Source organism: Haemophilus sp. CCUG 66565 (assembly GCF_001679495.1).
GTDB lineage: Bacteria > Pseudomonadota > Gammaproteobacteria > Enterobacterales > Pasteurellaceae > Haemophilus > Haemophilus haemolyticus_K.
The window spans coordinates 25,512-43,792 of sequence record NZ_LZOX01000014.1 but is presented as its reverse complement, the minus strand read 5'-3'; the positions used below and the strand labels follow the sequence as shown (position 1 = coordinate 43,792).

Annotated in this window: 16 protein-coding genes; 7 read left to right on the top strand and 9 right to left on the bottom strand. The window is 39.0% G+C overall.

What is annotated here, in order from left to right:
* Positions 1-39: 39 nt before the first annotated feature.
* The 3 genes from ispF to ftsB are packed head-to-tail and all read right to left on the bottom strand — an operon-like array spanning position 40 to position 1,462.
* Positions 40-510: a 2-C-methyl-D-erythritol 2,4-cyclodiphosphate synthase gene (gene ispF, locus A9501_RS05415; RefSeq protein ID WP_065265200.1), complete on the bottom strand. Its 471-nt coding sequence runs from the start codon at positions 508-510 to the stop codon at positions 40-42.
* Positions 507-1,184, bottom strand: coding sequence for a 2-C-methyl-D-erythritol 4-phosphate cytidylyltransferase (ispD, locus tag A9501_RS05410; RefSeq protein WP_065265199.1), 678 nt, complete (start codon positions 1,182-1,184; stop codon positions 507-509). The genes ispF and ispD overlap by 4 nt, the downstream gene beginning before the upstream one ends.
* Entirely contained in the window at positions 1,184-1,462 is a 279-nt protein-coding gene (gene ftsB / locus A9501_RS05405; protein WP_048953088.1) for a cell division protein FtsB, read from the bottom strand. The genes ispD and ftsB overlap by 1 nt, the downstream gene beginning before the upstream one ends.
* 223 nt (positions 1,463-1,685) lie before the next feature.
* Between ftsB and A9501_RS05400 the strand changes: the two genes are divergently transcribed.
* Positions 1,686-2,510: a 5'-nucleotidase, lipoprotein e(P4) family gene (locus tag A9501_RS05400; protein WP_065265198.1), complete on the top strand. Its 825-nt coding sequence runs from the start codon at positions 1,686-1,688 to the stop codon at positions 2,508-2,510.
* A gap of 63 nt (positions 2,511-2,573) precedes the next feature.
* Here the strand turns inward: A9501_RS05400 and A9501_RS05395 are convergent, their stop codons facing one another.
* The 6 genes from A9501_RS05395 to glpA form a co-directional block, all read right to left on the bottom strand.
* Positions 2,574-3,389, bottom strand: a complete 816-nt coding sequence (locus A9501_RS05395; RefSeq protein WP_065265197.1) for a shikimate 5-dehydrogenase — start codon at positions 3,387-3,389, stop codon at positions 2,574-2,576.
* 9 nt (positions 3,390-3,398) lie between these two features.
* The gene (gene cysE / locus A9501_RS05390) at positions 3,399-4,202 is read right to left on the bottom strand and encodes a serine O-acetyltransferase (protein WP_065265196.1); all 804 of its coding nucleotides are present in this window, start codon (positions 4,200-4,202) and stop codon (positions 3,399-3,401) included.
* Positions 4,203-4,286: 84 nt separating this feature from the next.
* A complete protein-coding gene (locus A9501_RS05385) occupies positions 4,287-6,815 on the bottom strand; it encodes a class I adenylate cyclase (RefSeq protein ID WP_065265195.1) in 2,529 nt (842 codons plus the stop codon).
* A 159-nt stretch (positions 6,816-6,974) separates the two neighbouring features.
* A complete protein-coding gene (gene glpC / locus A9501_RS05380) occupies positions 6,975-8,255 on the bottom strand; it encodes an anaerobic glycerol-3-phosphate dehydrogenase subunit GlpC (protein ID WP_065265194.1) in 1,281 nt (426 codons plus the stop codon).
* Positions 8,256-8,266: 11 nt separating this feature from the next.
* On the bottom strand, positions 8,267-9,565 hold the full coding sequence (gene glpB / locus A9501_RS05375; RefSeq protein ID WP_065265193.1) for a glycerol-3-phosphate dehydrogenase subunit GlpB: 1,299 nt from the start codon (positions 9,563-9,565) through the stop codon (positions 8,267-8,269).
* A complete protein-coding gene (gene glpA / locus A9501_RS05370) occupies positions 9,555-11,246 on the bottom strand; it encodes an anaerobic glycerol-3-phosphate dehydrogenase subunit A (RefSeq protein WP_005629395.1) in 1,692 nt (563 codons plus the stop codon). Before glpA ends, glpB begins: the two co-directional genes overlap by 11 nt.
* Before the next feature lie 293 nt (positions 11,247-11,539).
* Between glpA and glpT the strand changes: the two genes are divergently transcribed.
* The 6 genes from glpT (at position 11,540) to A9501_RS05340 (ending at position 18,239) form a co-directional block, all read left to right on the top strand.
* On the top strand, positions 11,540-12,982 hold the full coding sequence (gene glpT / locus A9501_RS05365) for a glycerol-3-phosphate transporter (protein WP_005644150.1): 1,443 nt from the start codon (positions 11,540-11,542) through the stop codon (positions 12,980-12,982).
* Positions 12,983-13,085: 103 nt separating this feature from the next.
* On the top strand, positions 13,086-14,180 hold the full coding sequence (gene glpQ / locus A9501_RS05360) for a glycerophosphodiester phosphodiesterase (protein WP_005626929.1): 1,095 nt from the start codon (positions 13,086-13,088) through the stop codon (positions 14,178-14,180).
* A 231-nt stretch (positions 14,181-14,411) separates the two neighbouring features.
* Positions 14,412-15,206: an MIP/aquaporin family protein gene (locus A9501_RS05355; RefSeq protein ID WP_005644040.1), complete on the top strand. Its 795-nt coding sequence runs from the start codon at positions 14,412-14,414 to the stop codon at positions 15,204-15,206.
* Positions 15,207-15,226: 20 nt separating this feature from the next.
* Positions 15,227-16,738, top strand: a complete 1,512-nt coding sequence (gene glpK / locus A9501_RS05350; RefSeq protein ID WP_065265192.1) for a glycerol kinase GlpK — start codon at positions 15,227-15,229, stop codon at positions 16,736-16,738.
* A gap of 127 nt (positions 16,739-16,865) precedes the next feature.
* Positions 16,866-17,543, top strand: coding sequence for a ribulose-phosphate 3-epimerase (gene rpe / locus A9501_RS05345; RefSeq protein ID WP_065265191.1), 678 nt, complete (start codon positions 16,866-16,868; stop codon positions 17,541-17,543).
* 21 nt (positions 17,544-17,564) lie between these two features.
* The gene (locus A9501_RS05340; RefSeq protein WP_065265190.1) at positions 17,565-18,239 is read left to right on the top strand and encodes a phosphoglycolate phosphatase; all 675 of its coding nucleotides are present in this window, start codon (positions 17,565-17,567) and stop codon (positions 18,237-18,239) included.
* The last annotated feature ends 42 nt before the right edge of the window (positions 18,240-18,281 follow it).

Sequence of the window (18,281 nt, the reverse complement as noted above, 5' to 3'; positions counted from 1 at the left end):
AAATTCTTTTAGGCGCGCTATCGCACTTACGATATATCACTATACTAACAATGCAACGGCCTCACAGGCGATGCCTTCACTTCGCCCTGTAAAACCTAATTTTTCCGTGGTCGTGGCCTTTACATTGACTTGATCAATATCACATTGTAAATCCTCAGCAATTTTTACACGCATTGCATCAATATATGGGCGCATTTTGGGTGACTGAGCGATAATAGTTACATCAACATTCCCAATTTTATATCCCTTTTCTTGAACCTGACGAAAAGCTTCACGTAATAAACCACGACTATCTGCATTTTTATATTGCATATCTGTATCAGGGAAAAGTTTGCCAATATCACCTAGTGCTGCCGCGCCTAAAATTGCATCAGTCAAGGCATGTAAAGCCACATCGCCATCCGAATGTGCTATAAAACCAGTGTGATATGGTACTTCTACACCACCGATAATTAATGGGCGATTCTCTCCAAAAGCATGAACATCAAACCCATGTCCAATTCTCATCATAATTTATTCCTTGTTAAATAAAATTCAGCTAGAGCCAAATCCTCAGGACGCGTGACTTTCAAATTATCACTACGACCAGCCACCAAGTGTGGTCGAAAACCCGCATACTCCATTGCAGAAGCCTCATCCGTAATTTGAACCCCTTGCTGCAGGGCTGTAGAAAGTGCTTTTTTCAAGCGATCCACTTGAAAAAATTGTGGTGTTTGTGCCTGCCAAAGCTGACTACGATCTTCAGTCATAACTATACGTTGTTGATTGTCTGAACGCTTAATTGTGTCTGTTACGGGAATTGCTAAAATTGCCCCCTGTTCATCATCAATGGTTAATAATTTATCAATATCAGTATGCTGTAAACAAGGGCGAGCCGCATCATGTACTAGTACCCAAGCATTTTTATCACAAATTGCATTCAAACCATTTAGCACTGATTCAGCCCTCGTTTCACCACCTTCTACCAATTGAATTTTAGGTGAAAGTGATAAATTGGCTATATAAGGATCATCTTTACTCACGACTAATATAATCTTTGAAATCGCTGTATGAGTTAGCATGATATCAAGCGTATGTTCTAACAACGTTTTACCTAACAACGCTAGGTATTGTTTTGGTTTATCCGCTTGCATACGCGAGCCTACTCCAGCTGCAGGTAATACAACAACAATTGGACGATCCATTATTTATTCTCTTTCACAATGTGATAAAACACTTCATTTTCTTTTACCATACCATGCTGCATCCTTGCTCGTTCTTCAATCGATTCAAACCCCTTTGTTAATCCTTGAATCTCCGCATTAATACGTTGATTACGCTGAGAAAGTTTTTCATTTTCAGCATGATTTTCTACAATTTTTACCGCAGTTTCACGATAATCCCAAAATCCATTGCGCCCAAACCATAAATCATATTGAAACAGTGCCAATATAGCGAAAAGAATAAGAATCAAAAGTCGCATAATCTTTATCTTATACAAGAAAAAATGCTGATAGTTTACCGTGAAAAAAGAGGAAAGGCGATAGCATAAAAAAATGCTGTACATATTCGTCACAAAATGAAAAGAAAAAATGTGATCCATATCACAAACTAAAGAGATATTCAGAGAAGATGAAGTAAAAAACCAAAAGACTTGATATACTCCCCACAGTATTTAACTGCCTTAATATGGAGAATAATTTAACATGAAAACAACCTTAAAAATGACCGCACTTGCTGCAATTTCTGCTTTTGTTCTCGCTGGATGTAGTACTCATTCAATGGATTCAAAGGAACATGCTAATGCACAATTGCAACAACAAGCTGTTCTTGGATTAAACTGGATGCAAGATTCGGGTGAATACCAAGCATTAGCTTATCAAGCGTACAATGCAGCAAAAGTTGCCTTTGATCACGCAAAAGTTACTAAAGGAAAGAAAAAAGCGGTTGTTGTTGATTTAGATGAAACCATGTTAGATAACAGCCTTTATGCTGGTTGGCAAGTAAAAAACAATAAACCATTTGATGGAAAAGATTGGACGCGTTGGGTTGAAGCTCGCCAATCCCGAGCAATCCCTGGCGCAGTAGAATTTAATAATTATGTAAATTCACATAACGGTAAAATGTTTTACGTGACTAACCGTAAAGATAGCACAGAAAGAACCGGTACTATTGACGATATGAAACGTCTTGGCTTTAAAGGCTTAGATGATTCATCCTTTTACTTTAAAAAAGATAAATCTGCTAAAGCTGCGCGTTTTGCCGAGATTGAAAAACAAGGCTATGAGATTGTTCTTTACGCTGGCGATAACCTAGACGATTTTGGTGATACAGTCTACGGAAAAAGTAACAATGAACGTCGTTCATTTGTACAACAAAATCAGGCTAAATTTGGTAAAACCTTTATTGTATTACCTAATGCAAATTACGGTGGCTGGGAAGGTGGATTAGCTGACGGTTACTTTAAAAAAGATACCCAAGGCCAAATTAAAGCACGTCTAGATGCCGTACAAGCATGGGATGGTAAATAGTCTGCTTTATTAATAGTAGTTGATAAAAAATCTCCATTAAATGTTATTTAATGGAGATTTTATTTAACTTCTTGTTCTTGCAAATGCAGCCGCTTCTTCTATTAATTCATTACTTGGACGCTGATGCGTGTAAAGTTCAAATTGTTCAACCGCTTGTAAAACAATAACCTCAGTACCTGAAATAACCTTTTTCCCTTTAGATTCTGCATAACGGATAAAGGGGGTTTCAGCCGGAATAGCAACAACATCAAAAGCGATATTTGCAGAATTAATCATAGATTGTGGAAAAGCCAACTCAGTTTCTTCTTTTCCACCTTTCATGCCTATCGGGGTAACGTTTACCAAAATTTCTGCACACTGATTTACCAACGAATCAATATATTCATAACCATAAAGTGCGGCTAAATATCTCCCTGTTTTTGCATTGCGAGCATAAATTTTAACCTTCTCAAAGCCCTTATTTTTAAATGCAGCAACAACGGCCTTCGCCATCCCACCACTGCCTTGTACAATCACGGATGCATAATTATTTAGTTGATATTTCTTAATTAATTTTACAATAGCAATATAATCTGTGTTATAAGCACGTAAGAAACCATCATCATTCACAATAGTATTTACTGATTCTATCGCTTTTGCTGAAGAATGGATTTCATCTAAAAAAGGCATACAACTTTCTTTAAACGGCATAGAAACAGCACAACCACGAACACCTAATGCTCGTATACCTTTCACTGCATGTTCAATATCTTGTGTCGTAAAGGCTTTATAAATGAAATTTAATCCTAACTTTTCATATAAATAATTATGAAATGTGGTTCCAAAATTACCTGGTCGTCCTGACAACGACATACAGAGTTGAGTATCTTTATTTATCATTTTACTTTTCTAAATATTTAAATTCATACCATCATCAAGTCCAATAAAATATTGGTTCATATCAAATGCAGGTTTTGCAGCTTTATCTTGCCCAACAATTCTCGCCGGTACCCCAGCAGCTGTCGCGTATTCTGGTACAGGATGAAGCACAACTGAATTAGCCCCAATTTTGGCATATTTTCCTACTTCGATATTACCTAAAATTTTAGCACCAGCACCAATCATCACGCCCTCGCGTACTTTTGGATGACGATCACCGGATTCTTTACCTGTTCCGCCAAGTGTTACGCCTTGCAAAATAGACACATCATTCTCAATTATAGAGGTCTCCCCTACGACAATTCCTGTGGCATGATCAAACATGATGCCATGACCAATTTTAGCTGCAGGATGAATATCTACATCAAAGGCTACTGAAATCTGATTTTGCAAATAAAGCGCAAGCGCTTTTCGATTCTGATTCCACAAATAATGTGTAATCCGATAACTCTGAATAGCATGGAAACCTTTTAAATAAAGTAATGGCGTAGTCCACAATTCCACCGCTGGATCGCGCTGACGCACAGCTTTAATATCACTTGCTGCACAATCAATAATTGAAAGATTAGCTTGATAGGCTTCTTCAATGATTTCTCGTAAAGAGATCGCTGGCATAATAGGATTCGCTAATTTATTAGCAAGTAAATAACTCAACGCACTACCAAGATTTTGATGTTTCAAAATAGTAGAGTGAAAGAAACTTGCTAACATAGGCTCATGCTCTGCGAGCATTTTGGCCTCTTGACGGATGTACTGCCATACCTCTAATGTCATATTATATCCCCTTTCTCCGCCCATTTTATTGGCAAGCCTGGCCATATCTTAATTTATTCAACAAAAATTATAACGCAATATCAACTAAACATTAGCTAAACGAAATTGAAAAGGCACTATCACCCTTCCTTTTTCACCATTTTGTAATTGATAAAATTGCGGATAATTAAAATTACGCAAAATGATATTATAAGGATTATTATCTCCCTCATGCTTAGCATTTTGGTAAAGTTGATTAATCTCACGCACTTTATCATCCTTTTCACCATCACATCGGCGATAAATTTCAAGACGATTAGTTTCATCTAAAATATAAACATTGAAACTGTGATCTGGATTATCTTCAAAGAAAAACTGTAAGAAACCTTCTCGAGCAAATGCATCCATTTCTGCTGGATAACAACGGCTCTCTTGGCTCATTTCACTATCCTTAATAGGATTTTGTAAAACTTCATCAAAATCTACCGCACTTTTTATATCATCAAGAGCTGAATCACTCTGGATTTCTTGTAAAGTGATACCACGCTCTTCGAAGAAGAATTGCCAATTTTTACCGGCAACACGTAAACGAGAGGAATGACTTAATGATGTCTCTCCAACCTGAATACTCACACAACGATTAACTAACCCACTAACAAGCTGGCATAAATCTTGTCTATAACGTTTGCTATAACAATATACTTGAATCGAATCAGGTCGATTCACTCCACGATAAATTTTGTTAGAAAGCACTTTTAGAGCAAGCAAAATCGCATTTTGACCTTCAAAATGAAGGGTACGAATTTCATTCCAAATATTACGATAAGTAAAATCAATACTTCCTACAAGGCTTTGCTCCATTGCACCAAAACTAAATAAATCTCTTGATGAAATATCTGTTAATACTTCTTCTACATTCGCTGTTGGATCTACCGTCAGATTAATAGCAATAAACAAACTACGAATTTCACACTGATTTAATAAATCACTATTACTTGGTTGAGGCGCGACAGTACTTGGAAATGCTACTCGAAGATTACTTACAAAACGATGCAATGTTGCTGAACTAACCTTTTTACTGAAAATAGATAAGTGCGTCTTCTCAGTTAAAAGACGATTAAAATATGCCCATGCGACGAGTTTATTTAAGCTCTCACCATATTCAATCACTCGCTCTTTAGAAAACATAATATGATTTGGTGACTGATTAATAAGATACCAGCCATCTTTAAAATGCTTATTTCCTCTTACTTCTAAGAAGGTAATATGATCTTCCGACAAATTATGGGAAATTTGAGTGTTGAGTAAAGTGACCTTACCCGGAATTGCTTCAAAGGCCGTATAAAGTTTACGTGAAAGAATATTAATATCTTGTGGTACAACACTTGAGTGAATTCGATGTTTTCGAGCAAACTCAACTAAGTTACGGTAACTCAACATCAAAAACTTCACCACATTATCATGATTTTCTTTGACTGCTTTGATTTTCCAGAGTGGACGACAATTAAGGAATTGTACAGTTTCATCAGACCATTCCCATTCCCGTGCCAAAATTTCCATATAACGGATACGCCAATTATCTGCTTGGTAAAGCGCAAGATCCTTCGTTGCTTTCACATAAAAACAACGACGTACAAAATCAAGGCGCTTAAATTCAGAAAGTGCAGTTAAATATTGAGTAACTTTTGAAAGGATAGCAATATAAGGATCAAAATGGTGATCTGGATTAGCACAACCTGAAAGTAAATCGCGTTTAAAGGTGCGTGCAATTAAACAGGTATTGGGATACTCTTTAGAATAAGCTTCTAGTAGTAAAATTTTGAGTACTGATTTATAAGGAGAATCAATTCCTTTATAAAGCTGCCATAAGCTAGCCCCAAAATATTCACTTGCCGAGAATTGACCTAAACCGCCAAAATCAACCCAATCATTTGGATCGAGTTCCCCAGATTCAATCAGTCGTTCAACTTCTTTTTCATAATCCTTTTCGTTTTCAACCCATAAATGTAGCCATAACAAAGGTTTACCCGCTAAACGAACTGCTGACCGATAAAATTCATCCAACAGCAACATATACTGTGCGGATCCACTATTTTCAGCGGTGAGTGAATCAGCATAATGTTCATGGCGAAAGCGTTGTTGATCTACTAAATAGAAATTAATTTCTACATTAAACTGAGTAGCCCATTCAGAAATACGTTTAGCTTTTTTGGTGAGAAGCGCACATTCATCTGAACTAAGTCCATCACGGACACAAATCCAAGTATCTAAATCAGAAGATGAAGTTTGGCTAATAGAACCAAAACTCCCCATCACATACACACCTAAAATAGGAGGCAAAACAGATCGAAAATTTACCGCACTTTGATGATTTATATATTTACAATCGGCATAATTAATACCGTATTCATTAACAAGCCATCGCTTTTGATAATCAGAAATATGGAAACCGGAAACCCCTGATGGAGCATGAATGACATAGCCAGGAAGCTGTGGGTGATTACTCTGTAAAAGTAAAGGAACTATTGATAACACATGTTGAAACGCATCGCCAGAACCCAGTAACGCTCGTTCAAAACGACGTTTATCTAAAGCCTTTACCCATTGTTTGGCTCGTTCAAGATTATATTCCAAGCGGCGTCCTTACCAGAACAGCAAAATTTACCAGGTAATTTACCACTTGAGGTGTAGGAAAGCAAAAGAATTAAACGAAATAGCGCGGTACTATTCTATCATTCGATTTATTACACCTTAATCCAGAATATAGATGATTAAGGTGTAACATTTTCTTAACTAAGTATCCATCGACATACAGAGTAAGGTTAATGGGTGAATACAGGTCACATTGGATGACATATCAATTTGCCATTTACAGGTTTGGCATTCAGATATGACGTAATCAAACCCACCTTCGTTAATATTATCGAATAGGGTTTTACCAATAGATTGTGAAACTTCATAGTTTTCCGATTTAAAACCGTAAGTCCCAGCAATACCACAGCATTGGCTAGGTAACATAATGATTTCTAAACCAGGAATTTTTTTCAACACTTCCAAAGTATAAGGTGCCCAGCCCGCCTTATCTACGTGACAAGCGGTATGATAAGCCACTCTGAGTTTGAGCGGTTTCAGCGGTAATGTTTTACCTTCTTTGAAAAGTTGGTATAGGAATGGTGTCACCATATGAATATGCGGACGCACTTTAGCATTGTCAATACCTAAAATATGATGGTATTCATCACGCAGATTAAGTGAACAACTTGATGCTTCACTGATCACGTCTAGTCCATTTTCATCTACCATTTTTCCAATGTAATCGGTATTGAACTGTGCGATATTACGTGCACGTTCTGGGAAACCGTTCACCATTAATGGTAAACCACAGCATTTTTCTTTTTCTAGTAACATCACTCCAATGTTCATCGCATTGAACACTTTAAGGAATTCTTTACCAAGCTGCGGATTATTATAGTTCACATAGCAACCATGATAATACGCGACTTTACGCTCAAATTTTTGTTGGTCTTGTAACGCATTTTTCATATACCAGCTACGAAACGTGCCAAACGCATATTTAGGTAAAGTACGTTCTTTACTAATTTTAAGCGTTTTTTCCAACATAAATTTGGTAGCTTTTAGGCTTGTGATAGTGTTTACAATCGGCGCTAATGGCGTATTGATTTTCCCCATGACATCAGTGTTACTTAAAATCGCATCACGCAATTTATTCATTAACGGTTTTTTAGATTGTGCTAAGTGGTTATTACGTGCACGCACAATTAAATCACCGATTTTCACATCAGACGGACAAGCCACTTCACAACGTTTACAGTTGGTACAATATTTAAGTGCTTCATCGTAAAGTTCAGCAGATTTTAAGCGTAAACGCTCACCATCTGGGCCAGATTGTTTTGGACCAGGATAAAGCGGATTGTTGCGTGAAACCGGACAAACAGCGGTACAAGCCGTACATTTAATACAGCTTTCAAAACTTTCGTCGATATATTTATGGCTTTCAGGTGAATTAAGGGATTGTTTTGCACTATCAATGAGTCGTTGAATATTATTATCCATATTATTCCCCCTTATTTCGCCAAGATTTCGTCAGCAACCGCCAAGGCAGTTACAACAGCCACACCCGAACCACAACCAAGCTCAAGGGCATTAAACCCACCAATCACATTACCAACGGCATATAAATTCGTTAAATATTGACCGCTCTTTTGCACTTGGCATTGGGCATTAATTGCCACACCGGCAGATTGATAGGGTTGTGGATGAGCAAAACGATGAGCAGTCCAAGTGAAACGATCTTTATCGTTAAACCCTTCAACACCGATAATATCGGATTCAAAAACCGGCTCATAAATTTTATCGAATTCAGAAATGAGTCCTTTACTGAAGAAACTTCCTGAAGCTAGTACGAAATTATCAGCGATAATTTCTTCATCTTCGAGCAAGCGAGTGTTAATACAACGTACTTGATTTCCTTCAAATGTTGCACTCAATGCACTATCACCGTTAATCATTAAACCGCCAAGGGATTCAAATTTACGGCGTAATTGAATGCGTTGACGCATACCGAGTAATGATGGTGGCAACGTTGGCAATTCAAATAATGCGAGCTTAGTTGCATCACGAAGTGCGGTCATAAATTCTTGGTTTTCTAAACCAAAACAAGCCGGTAAAAATACGGCATCTGCGCCTTGCGCTGATTCAATAATTTCTTTAACGAGATCATTGAACGCAAGTTTGTGCTCTAGAAGTTGAGAGATGTTTACACTACGGAACTCACGAGCATTTTTGCGAAGTTCATCTAATTGTGGAATATTTAAGAAACCACTGGTCACCTCACAATGCTCAAATTGTGGATTTAACACCAAATTCGCCGCTAAAAGTTGAGGTTGAAAATCGTGATAACCTTCGATACCAAGCACTGCAATACGTTTATGCGGAAAACGTTCATTGCCTTGTACAGTTGGCACACTATTTGGTGAAAGCCACGCACCACGTAAACTGCCTAAGCCTGTTACACGCCAATGGTTCTTTTCCGTAGAACCAAGTAAATCAAGATTTAATTCATTGGCTAAACGTTCAAAATCTTGTGCTTTAGCAAGCACTTTCTCTGCGCCCAATAAACTATAAGGATGGGCTGGCAATTCATTACGAAGTGCGGTGATATTTTCTTTTAAATTTTCTACCGCGCGACCTTCTCCATTTTTGGTTGATGGCATACGGCTTAATAAATCTAAAGAGCCGGATGCAAAATCAATGGCTGCTTGACCGTTGTTGATAATCACGCAACGTTTGCCGCGTTGTTGAAGGGCGATGCCACAGGTTAAACCCGCCAAACCACCGCCAATAATGGCTACATCAAAATTCATTGCTATCCGTCCCTTGTTGTGCTTGTTCATCAAGTGGTTTCACATCATTTAAACCTAATACGCTACCATACATCCAAGATGTAAATTCGGCCTCACGAATAGCTTCACCCCAAGCAATTGGCTCAATACCTCGCCAGCGTTCTTCCATAAAGGCAGAAAGTTGAGTGGTTGATTGAGTTGGTGTTGCCACTTCAAAACGGTTCATTAAGCCTGCAGCACGGCATGCACAAAGCTCAGCTTGGCAAGTCCCCATACCAACACGTGTACGGCGACGTAAATCCACAATATTATTTACACCCAGTTCATCAATCGCGTAGCGGACTTCTCCTGCAGTTACCGCTTCACATTCACACACCATTGAACGATCTAAACGTTCTTTTTCAAGCAAACGAGTAGCGCGTGAACCATGACGATACACAGCAGAATAACGAATAGTACTTGGTAATGAAATGACTTTTTGATTGGTCTCTTGACGGCTTTCAGTAGAGCCTGGCAAAGGTTGCTCCGCAGTGACACAACGTGCCGTTTTATTGAGTTTTTTACAAACAAGGTCGGTCGCCCATTCAGCCATCAAACGATAAGTCATTAACTTACCGCCAGTGATAGTAATAAAACCATCTAAGCCATCACGTTCTGCGTGGTCAAGTAGCACAATACCACGGCTCACATTACGACCTGATGGATCATCATCACTTGCAACTAATGGACGCACCCCAGCATAAGCACGTAATACGCGAGTATGACGCAAGCTCGGTGCGAGTTTTTCACCTTCACGGAAAAGAATATCCACTTCTTCTGGCGTCACTTGCATGTTATCGATTTGATCATAAGGAACACGACTTGATGTTGTACCAATAACACAAATTGTGTCGCCTGGAACAAGAATATCCGCATCAGCTGGTTTACGACAGCGGTTAATTACAAGTTTATTAATACGATGGCCCATTACGAGCAATGCACCTTTCGCGGGGAACATCTTGATTTTGAGATCAGCATATTCCGCAATCCCTTGTCCCCAAATACCACCAGCATTCACAACAAGTGGTGCAAAAAATTGGCGTTCTCTACGATTTTTATGATCGTACACATTCACACCAATTACTTTTCCACCTTCACGAATCAAATTTTTTACTTCGCAATAAGTAAACATTTTTGCGCCATTTTCTGTCGCATCCATCATATTAGAAGCTGTTAAACGGAATGGGTCAATCGAACCATCTGGCACAACAACAGCGCCCACTAAATCTGGATTTACAGAAGGCTCCATAATTTTAGCTAAGTCAGGATCAATGGCTTGCGCATCAATTCCAGATTTTGCACAACTCTCAAGGAAGGTTTTTTGATAGTCGAGAGAATCTTCAGGCAAAGTGATAAATAAGCCTTCCGTTTCATCTACGCAATGACGCGCAATTTTGCGCAAAATACGGTTTTCTTTAATACATTCTTCAGCAGATTCTTGATCGTTCACGGCATAACGTGCGCCACTGTGTAATAATCCGTGGTTACGTCCTGTCGCACCGGTCGCAATATCGCGGCGTTCCAATAAAATACAATCAATACCACGAAGTGCACAGTCACGCGCAATACCTGCACCGGTTGCGCCACCACCGATAATAATGACATCGGTACTGAGTGGCGAAAAATCTCCAACATCTTTGTACATGCTAGGCGATAATCCCATGTTTACCCCCAATTCCCAAAATTTAACAAAAAAGTAATATAAAAAATACAGAGAGTATTGTATTTAAGTATGCTTAAATTAACAACATTTTGAGCGGAAAAGAAAATGAATTTGTGAAGTTGATCACAATAATTTTCGCATTCGCTCAGACAAAGTAAAATTTTTGTGAAACACTTCACATTTTTGCATTTTACTACTTTCTTATTTTTTATTTTCTTTTATGATGCACCACATCCCTTACTATCTGAAGGGTAAATTTCAATAACACATAATTACAAAGTTGGAGAAAAATTATGTTTGGTCCATTTAAACCCGCTCCGCATATTGCGGAACTTCCAGCGGAAAAAATTGATTCCACGTATAGACGCTTACGTTGGCAAGTATTCGCAGGGATCTTCTTTGGTTATGCCGCATACTATTTCGTGCGTGCAAACTTTGACTTAGCACAACCTGGTTTAATTCAAGCTGGTCTTTATACAAAAGCTGAGCTTGGTGTAATCGGTTCTGCAGCTGGTCTTGCTTACGGTTTATCAAAATTCGTCATGGCTGGTATGTCTGACCGTTCTAACCCTCGCGTATTCCTACCATTTGGTCTATTACTATCTGGTTTATGTATGACCTTAATGGGCCTATTCCCATGGGCAACCTCTGGCATCGCTATCATGTGGGCGATGATCTTCTTAAATGGTTGGTTCCAAGGTATGGGATGGCCTCCATGTGGTCGTACAATGGTACACTGGTGGTCTAAATCAGAACGCGGTACTATCGTATCTATCTGGAATACAGCACACAATATTGGTGGTATGATGCCTGGTGCAATGGTGCTATTAGCAAGTGCCGTCTTCTTCAGCACTCATGGTATCGAAGCACAAGCAAAAGATATTTGGCAACAATCCCTATACTATCCTGGTATTGCAGCAATGATCTGTGCAATTCCAGTTTACTTCGTAATGCGTGATACTCCACAATCTTGTGGTTTACCATCAATCGAAAAATGGCGTAATGACTACCCTGATGACTATAACGAAAAAACTTACGAAAACGATTTAAGCACAAAAGAGATCTTCGTAACTTATGTATTGAAAAACAAATTGTTATGGTACATCGCACTTGCTAACGTGTTCGTATACTTAATCCGCTACGGCGTATTAAAATGGTCTCCGGTTTACTTAAGTGAAGTAAAACACTTCAACATCAAGGGTACCGCATGGGCATACACAATCTATGAATTAGCAGCGGTTCCAGGTACTTTATTATGTGGTTGGGTATCAGATAAAGTATTCAAAGGTAAACGTGGTTTAACCGGTTTCATCTTCATGATCTTAACCACTGCAGCGGTTGTTGCATACTGGATGAACCCAGCTACACCAGAAGCTGAATTAGCAAACTATAGCGCATGGTATCAAAACCCATACCAATTAACTGACTTCATTTTAATGACTTTAATCGGTTTCTTAATCTATGGTCCTGTAATGTTAATCGGTTTACATGCTCTTGAGTTAGCACCGAAAAAAGCAGCAGGTACTGCAGCAGGTTTCACCGGTTTATTCGGTTACTTAGGTGGTACAGTTTCTGCATCTGCAGTTATCGGTTGGGCTGCTCAACATTACGGATGGGACGGTGGTTTCTACGTAATGATCGGCGGTGGCGTATTAGCGGTGTTATTACTCTTAATCGTAATGGTTGAAGAAGGAAAACACAAAGCGAAATTAGGCGATACTTACGGTACTAAATAATTAGCTTAAAAAAGGCGGCGAGCAAATTGCTTAGTCGCCTTTTTTGTAACTAAAATCTAAAAAACCCATAAAAATTTACCGCACTCTTAAGGAGAAAATACTTATGAAACTTAAAACTTTAGCACTTTCTCTATTAGCAGCTGGCGTGCTAGCAGGTTGCAGCAGCCATTCATCAAGCATGGCAAACACCCAAATGAAATCAGACAAAATTATTATTGCTCACCGTGGTGCTAGCGGTTATTTACCAGAGCATACTTTAGAATCTAAAGCACTTGCGTTTGCACAACATGCTGATTATTTAGAGCAAGATTTAGCCATGACTAAGGATGGTCGTTTAGTGGTTATTCACGATCACTTTTTAGATGGCTTGACTGATGTAGCGAAAAAATTCCCACATCGTCACCGTAAAGATGGTCGTTACTATGTCATCGACTTTACCTTAAAAGAAATTCAAAGTTTAGAAATGACAGAAAACTTTGAAACCAAAGATGGCAAACAAGCACAAGTTTATCCTGGTCGTTTCCCACTTTGGAAATCACACTTCAGAATTCACACCTTTGAAGATGAAATTGAATTTATCCAAGGCTTAGAAAAATCTACTGGCAAAAAAGTAGGGATTTATCCAGAAATCAAAGCACCTTGGTTTCACCATCAAAATGGTAAAGATATTGCCGCTGAAACGCTCAAAGTGTTGAAAAAATATGGCTATGATAAGAAAACCGATATGGTTTACTTACAAACTTTCGACTTTAATGAGTTAAAACGTATCAAAACAGAATTACTTCCCAAAATGGGCATGGATTTGAAATTAGTTCAATTAGTGGCTTATACAGATTGGAAAGAAACGCAAGAAAAAGATGCGAAAGGTAAATGGGTAAACTACGATTACGATTGGATGTTTAAACCAGGTGCAATGGCAGAAGTGGTGAAATATGCTGATGGTGTTGGTCCAGGTTGGTATATGTTAGTAGATAAAGAACAATCTAAACCAGGCAACATTGTATACACACCATTAGTAAAAGAGCTTGCTCAATACAAAGTTGAACTTCATCCATACACAGTGCGTAAAGACGCATTGCCAGAATTCTTCACAGATGTAAATCAAATGTACGATGCATTATTGAATAAATCAGGTGCAACAGGCGTATTTACTGATTTCCCAGATACGGGCGTGGAATTCTTAAAAGGGAAAAAATAATATCCCTCATAACCGTGGGTAAACATACCCACGGTTAACTAGGTTTCTATATCGTAGAAACTAAAAATCTACTCTAACAGAGTAACATCATAATCAATCTAGGTGTTCTAATCTAGAATTCAAATAAGGAGGCTATTTCAAAACACTCCGTATTCTTTTTTAATAAATTCTTCTTCCCCTTTATTTAGGGAAAACACCCTTTATTTCAACCGCACTTCTAAGGAGTGATCTATGGATAAATCATTAAAAGCGAACTGTATTGGCGAGTTTTTAGGTACAGCCTTATTGATTTTCTTTGGTGTGGGCTGCGTTGCAGCACTAAAAGTAGCAGGCGCTAGTTTTAGCTTGTGGGAAATCAGCATTATGTGGGGGATGGGCGTTGCACTTGCAGTATATGCAACAGCAGGGTTATCTGGTGCACATTTAAACCCAGCAGTAACCATTGCCCTTTGGAAATTTGCTTGCTTTGATGGCAAAAAAGTAATTCCTTACATCATTTCACAAATGCTCGGCGCATTCTTTGCTGCAGCATTAGTTTATGCCTTATACCGCAATGTTTTTATCGATTATGAAACAGCCCACAATATTGTTCGTGGTACACAAGAAAGTTTAAGCCTTGCGGGTACATTCTCCACTTACCCTCATCCAAGTTTAAGCATTGGTGGAGCCTTTGCTGTAGAATTCGTGATTACTGCAATTCTTATGGCATTAATTATGGCATTAACTGACGATGGAAACGGTGTGCCTCGTGGTCCACTTGCCCCATTATTAATTGGTGTATTAATCGCAGTTCTCGGCGGTGCTATGGGCCCATTGACAGGTTTTGCCATGAATCCAGCACGTGACTTCGGACCAAAATTCTTTGCTTATCTCGCTGGCTGGGGCGAACTCGCTTTAACTGGCGGACGCGAAATCCCTTATTTTATCGTTCCAATGGTTGCACCTGTTTTAGGCGCATTAGCTGGTGCATGGTTATACAAAAAAGCAATTGGCGGCAATTTACCTTGTAATTGCGGCTGCGAATAATTATTTGAAGGAGCAATACTATGACAGACAAAAAATACATCATTGCATTAGACCAAGGCACAACAAGCTCTCGCGCAGTATTATTAGATCATAATGCGAATGTGGTTGAAATTGCACAACGTGAATTTACACAAATTTACCCTCAAGCAGGCTGGGTAGAACATAACCCAATGGAAATTTGGGCAACTCAAAGTTCAACCTTAAACGAAGTCGTTGCAAAAGCAGGCATTACATCTGATGAAATCGCCGCTATCGGTATCACCAACCAACGTGAAACCACCATTGTATGGGAAAAAACAACTGGTACGCCTGTTTACAACGCTATTGTATGGCAATGCCGCCGTACTGCAGACATTACCGATAAATTAAAGGCCGATGGTCATGAAGAATACATTCGTAATACCACTGGCTTAGTGGTTGACCCTTACTTCTCTGGTACAAAAGTAAAATGGATTTTGGATAACGTTGAAGGTGCTCGAGAAAAAGCAGAACGTGGCGAATTATTATTTGGTACCATTGATACTTGGCTTGTATGGAAACTGACTCAAGGCCGAGTGCACGTAACCGATTACACCAACGCATCTCGTACCATGTTATTCAACATTCATACCAAACAATGGGACGACAAGATGCTTGAAATCTTGAATATTCCACGTTCAATGTTACCTGAAGTACGCAACTCTTCTGAAATTTACGGCCAAACCAATATCGGTGGTAAAGGCGGTGTTCGTATTCCTGTTGCAGGGATTGCGGGCGACCAACAAGCTGCTCTTTACGGACATCTTTGCGTACATGCTGGTCAAGCCAAAAACACTTACGGCACTGGTTGCTTCATGTTGCTCCACACAGGTAACAAAGCCATTACATCCAAAAATGGACTACTCACAACTATTGCTTGTAATGCAAAAGGTGAACCAGAATATGCCTTAGAAGGTTCTGTATTTATCGCAGGTGCATCAATCCAATGGCTCCGTGATGAACTCAAAATTGTTCACGATAGTTTTGACTCAGAATACTTCGCACAAAAAGTGACTGATAGTAATGGCGTATATGTTGTTCCTGCTTTCACGGGTTTAGGTGCACCATATTGGGATCCATATGCGCGCGGTGCGATTTTTGGTCTTTCTCGCGGCGCAAATCGTAATCATATTGTTCGTGCAACCTTAGAATCTATTGCTTACCAAACCCGTGATGTCTTAGAGGCTATGCAATCAGATTCGGGTGAACGCCTACAATATCTCCGTGTGGATGGTGGCGCGACAAACAATAACTTCTTAATGCAATTCCAAGCAGACATTTTAGATGTAAATGTGGAACGCCCTGTAGTGAAAGAAGTAACCGCGTTAGGTGCCGCTTATCTTGCTGGTTTAGCAACAGGCTTCTGGAAAGATTTAGACGAGCTTCGTGATAAAGCCCGTGTAGAACGCACATTCAGTCCAGACAGCGACAATGAAAAACGCGAACATCGCTACAAAGGCTGGAAAAAAGCCGTTAAACGCTCATTAGAATGGGCAAAAGAGGATGAAGAATAATTTTTTATTGTCTATTTTTAAATGTTCATTATTACTTCAAAACGATCGTAAGTGCGGTCGTTTTTTATTGGTTTTTTTATCTCAAATCAGTAAACTAAAGATATTATTTTCTCAATGGAGAATCATCATGAAACCTTATCTCATTGCCCCCTCTATTTTGTCTGCCGATCTTGCTCGACTTGGAGATGATGTACAACGTGTGCTTAATGCTGGCGCAGATGTCATTCATTTCGATGTGATGGATAACCATTATGTGCCTAATCTTACTTTTGGCCCCGCAGTATGCCAGTCCTTACGTGATTATGGGATTACTGCGCCAATTGATGTACATTTAATGGTAAAACCTGTGGATAGAATTATTCCTGACTTTGCTGAAGCTGGGGCAAACTATATTACATTTCATCCAGAATCTAGCGAACATATTGACCGCACTTTACAACTCATTCGTGATCACGGTTGTAAATCTGGCTTAGTTTTTAACCCTGCAACACCACTAAGTTATTTAGATTATGTGCTAGACAAAATTGACATTGTATTATTAATGTCAGTAAACCCAGGTTTTGGTGGTCAATCCTTTATTCCTGCAACCTTACAAAAACTTCAACAAGCACGTAAAATTATTGATAACAGTGGCTATGATATTCGTCTGGAAGTTGATGGTGGTGTTAAAGTCGATAATATTGCAGAAATTGCTGCTGCAGGTGCTGATATGTTTGTGGCGGGCTCAGCCATTTTTGGAAAATCAGATTATAGACAAGTAATAGATCAAATGCGTACACAATTATCAAATGTGAAAGCCCAATAATATTTTTAGAAGAGATAACAAATGAATACACAATTTAAACTTATTGGATTTGATTTAGACGGAACCTTAGTAAATAGCCTGCCAGATTTAGCCTTATCAGTAAACTCTGCATTAACTGAATTTAGCTTACCTCAAGCATCCGAAGAATTAGTACTCACTTGGATCGGCAACGGTGCACCTGTCTTAATTGCCCGAGCATTAGATTGGGCTTGTGCTCAAAGCGGTCGAGAATTAACAGCGTCCGAGATTGAAAAAGTAAAGGCGCGGTTTAATTTTTACTACGGTGAAAATTTATGCAATATCAGCCGTTTATATCCCAATGTGAAGGAAACTTTAGAAAATTTAAAAGAAAAAGGCTATACGCTTACAGTCGTAACAAATAAGCCAACACGTCATGTTCAACCTGTCTTGGCCGCATTCAGTATTGATCATTTATTTAGCGAAATGCTTGGTGGACAATCACTACCTGCGATCAAACCCCATCCAGGGCCACTTTATTATTTATGTGGAAAATTCGGTGTTGAACCACGCCAAATACTTTTTGTTGGTGATTCTAAAAATGATATTCTTGCTGCACACGCAGCAGGTTGCCCCGCTGTCGGATTAACCTATGGGTATAACTATAACATGCCTATTAGCGATTCCAACCCAGATTGGGTATTCGATGATTTTTCTCAGCTATTAACAATTTTGTAAGATATCTTTAAAATGGGGCGGCAGTTTTCCGCCCTAACTCAA

Coding starts and splice junctions, on each gene's coding strand:
- ispF (WP_065265200.1), bottom strand. CDS start 510: ATGATGAGAATTGGACATGGGTTTGATGTTCATGCTTTTGGAGAGAAT.
- ispD (WP_065265199.1), bottom strand. CDS start 1,184: ATGGATCGTCCAATTGTTGTTGTATTACCTGCAGCTGGAGTAGGCTCG.
- ftsB (WP_048953088.1), bottom strand. CDS start 1,462: ATGCGACTTTTGATTCTTATTCTTTTCGCTATATTGGCACTGTTTCAA.
- A9501_RS05400 (WP_065265198.1), top strand. CDS start 1,686: ATGAAAACAACCTTAAAAATGACCGCACTTGCTGCAATTTCTGCTTTT.
- A9501_RS05395 (WP_065265197.1), bottom strand. CDS start 3,389: ATGATAAATAAAGATACTCAACTCTGTATGTCGTTGTCAGGACGACCA.
- cysE (WP_065265196.1), bottom strand. CDS start 4,202: ATGACATTAGAGGTATGGCAGTACATCCGTCAAGAGGCCAAAATGCTC.
- glpC (WP_065265194.1), bottom strand. CDS start 8,255: ATGGATAATAATATTCAACGACTCATTGATAGTGCAAAACAATCCCTT.
- glpB (WP_065265193.1), bottom strand. CDS start 9,565: ATGAATTTTGATGTAGCCATTATTGGCGGTGGTTTGGCGGGTTTAACC.
- glpA (WP_005629395.1), bottom strand. CDS start 11,246: ATGGGATTATCGCCTAGCATGTACAAAGATGTTGGAGATTTTTCGCCA.
- glpT (WP_005644150.1), top strand. CDS start 11,540: ATGTTTGGTCCATTTAAACCCGCTCCGCATATTGCGGAACTTCCAGCG.
- glpQ (WP_005626929.1), top strand. CDS start 13,086: ATGAAACTTAAAACTTTAGCACTTTCTCTATTAGCAGCTGGCGTGCTA.
- A9501_RS05355 (WP_005644040.1), top strand. CDS start 14,412: ATGGATAAATCATTAAAAGCGAACTGTATTGGCGAGTTTTTAGGTACA.
- glpK (WP_065265192.1), top strand. CDS start 15,227: ATGACAGACAAAAAATACATCATTGCATTAGACCAAGGCACAACAAGC.
- rpe (WP_065265191.1), top strand. CDS start 16,866: ATGAAACCTTATCTCATTGCCCCCTCTATTTTGTCTGCCGATCTTGCT.
- A9501_RS05340 (WP_065265190.1), top strand. CDS start 17,565: ATGAATACACAATTTAAACTTATTGGATTTGATTTAGACGGAACCTTA.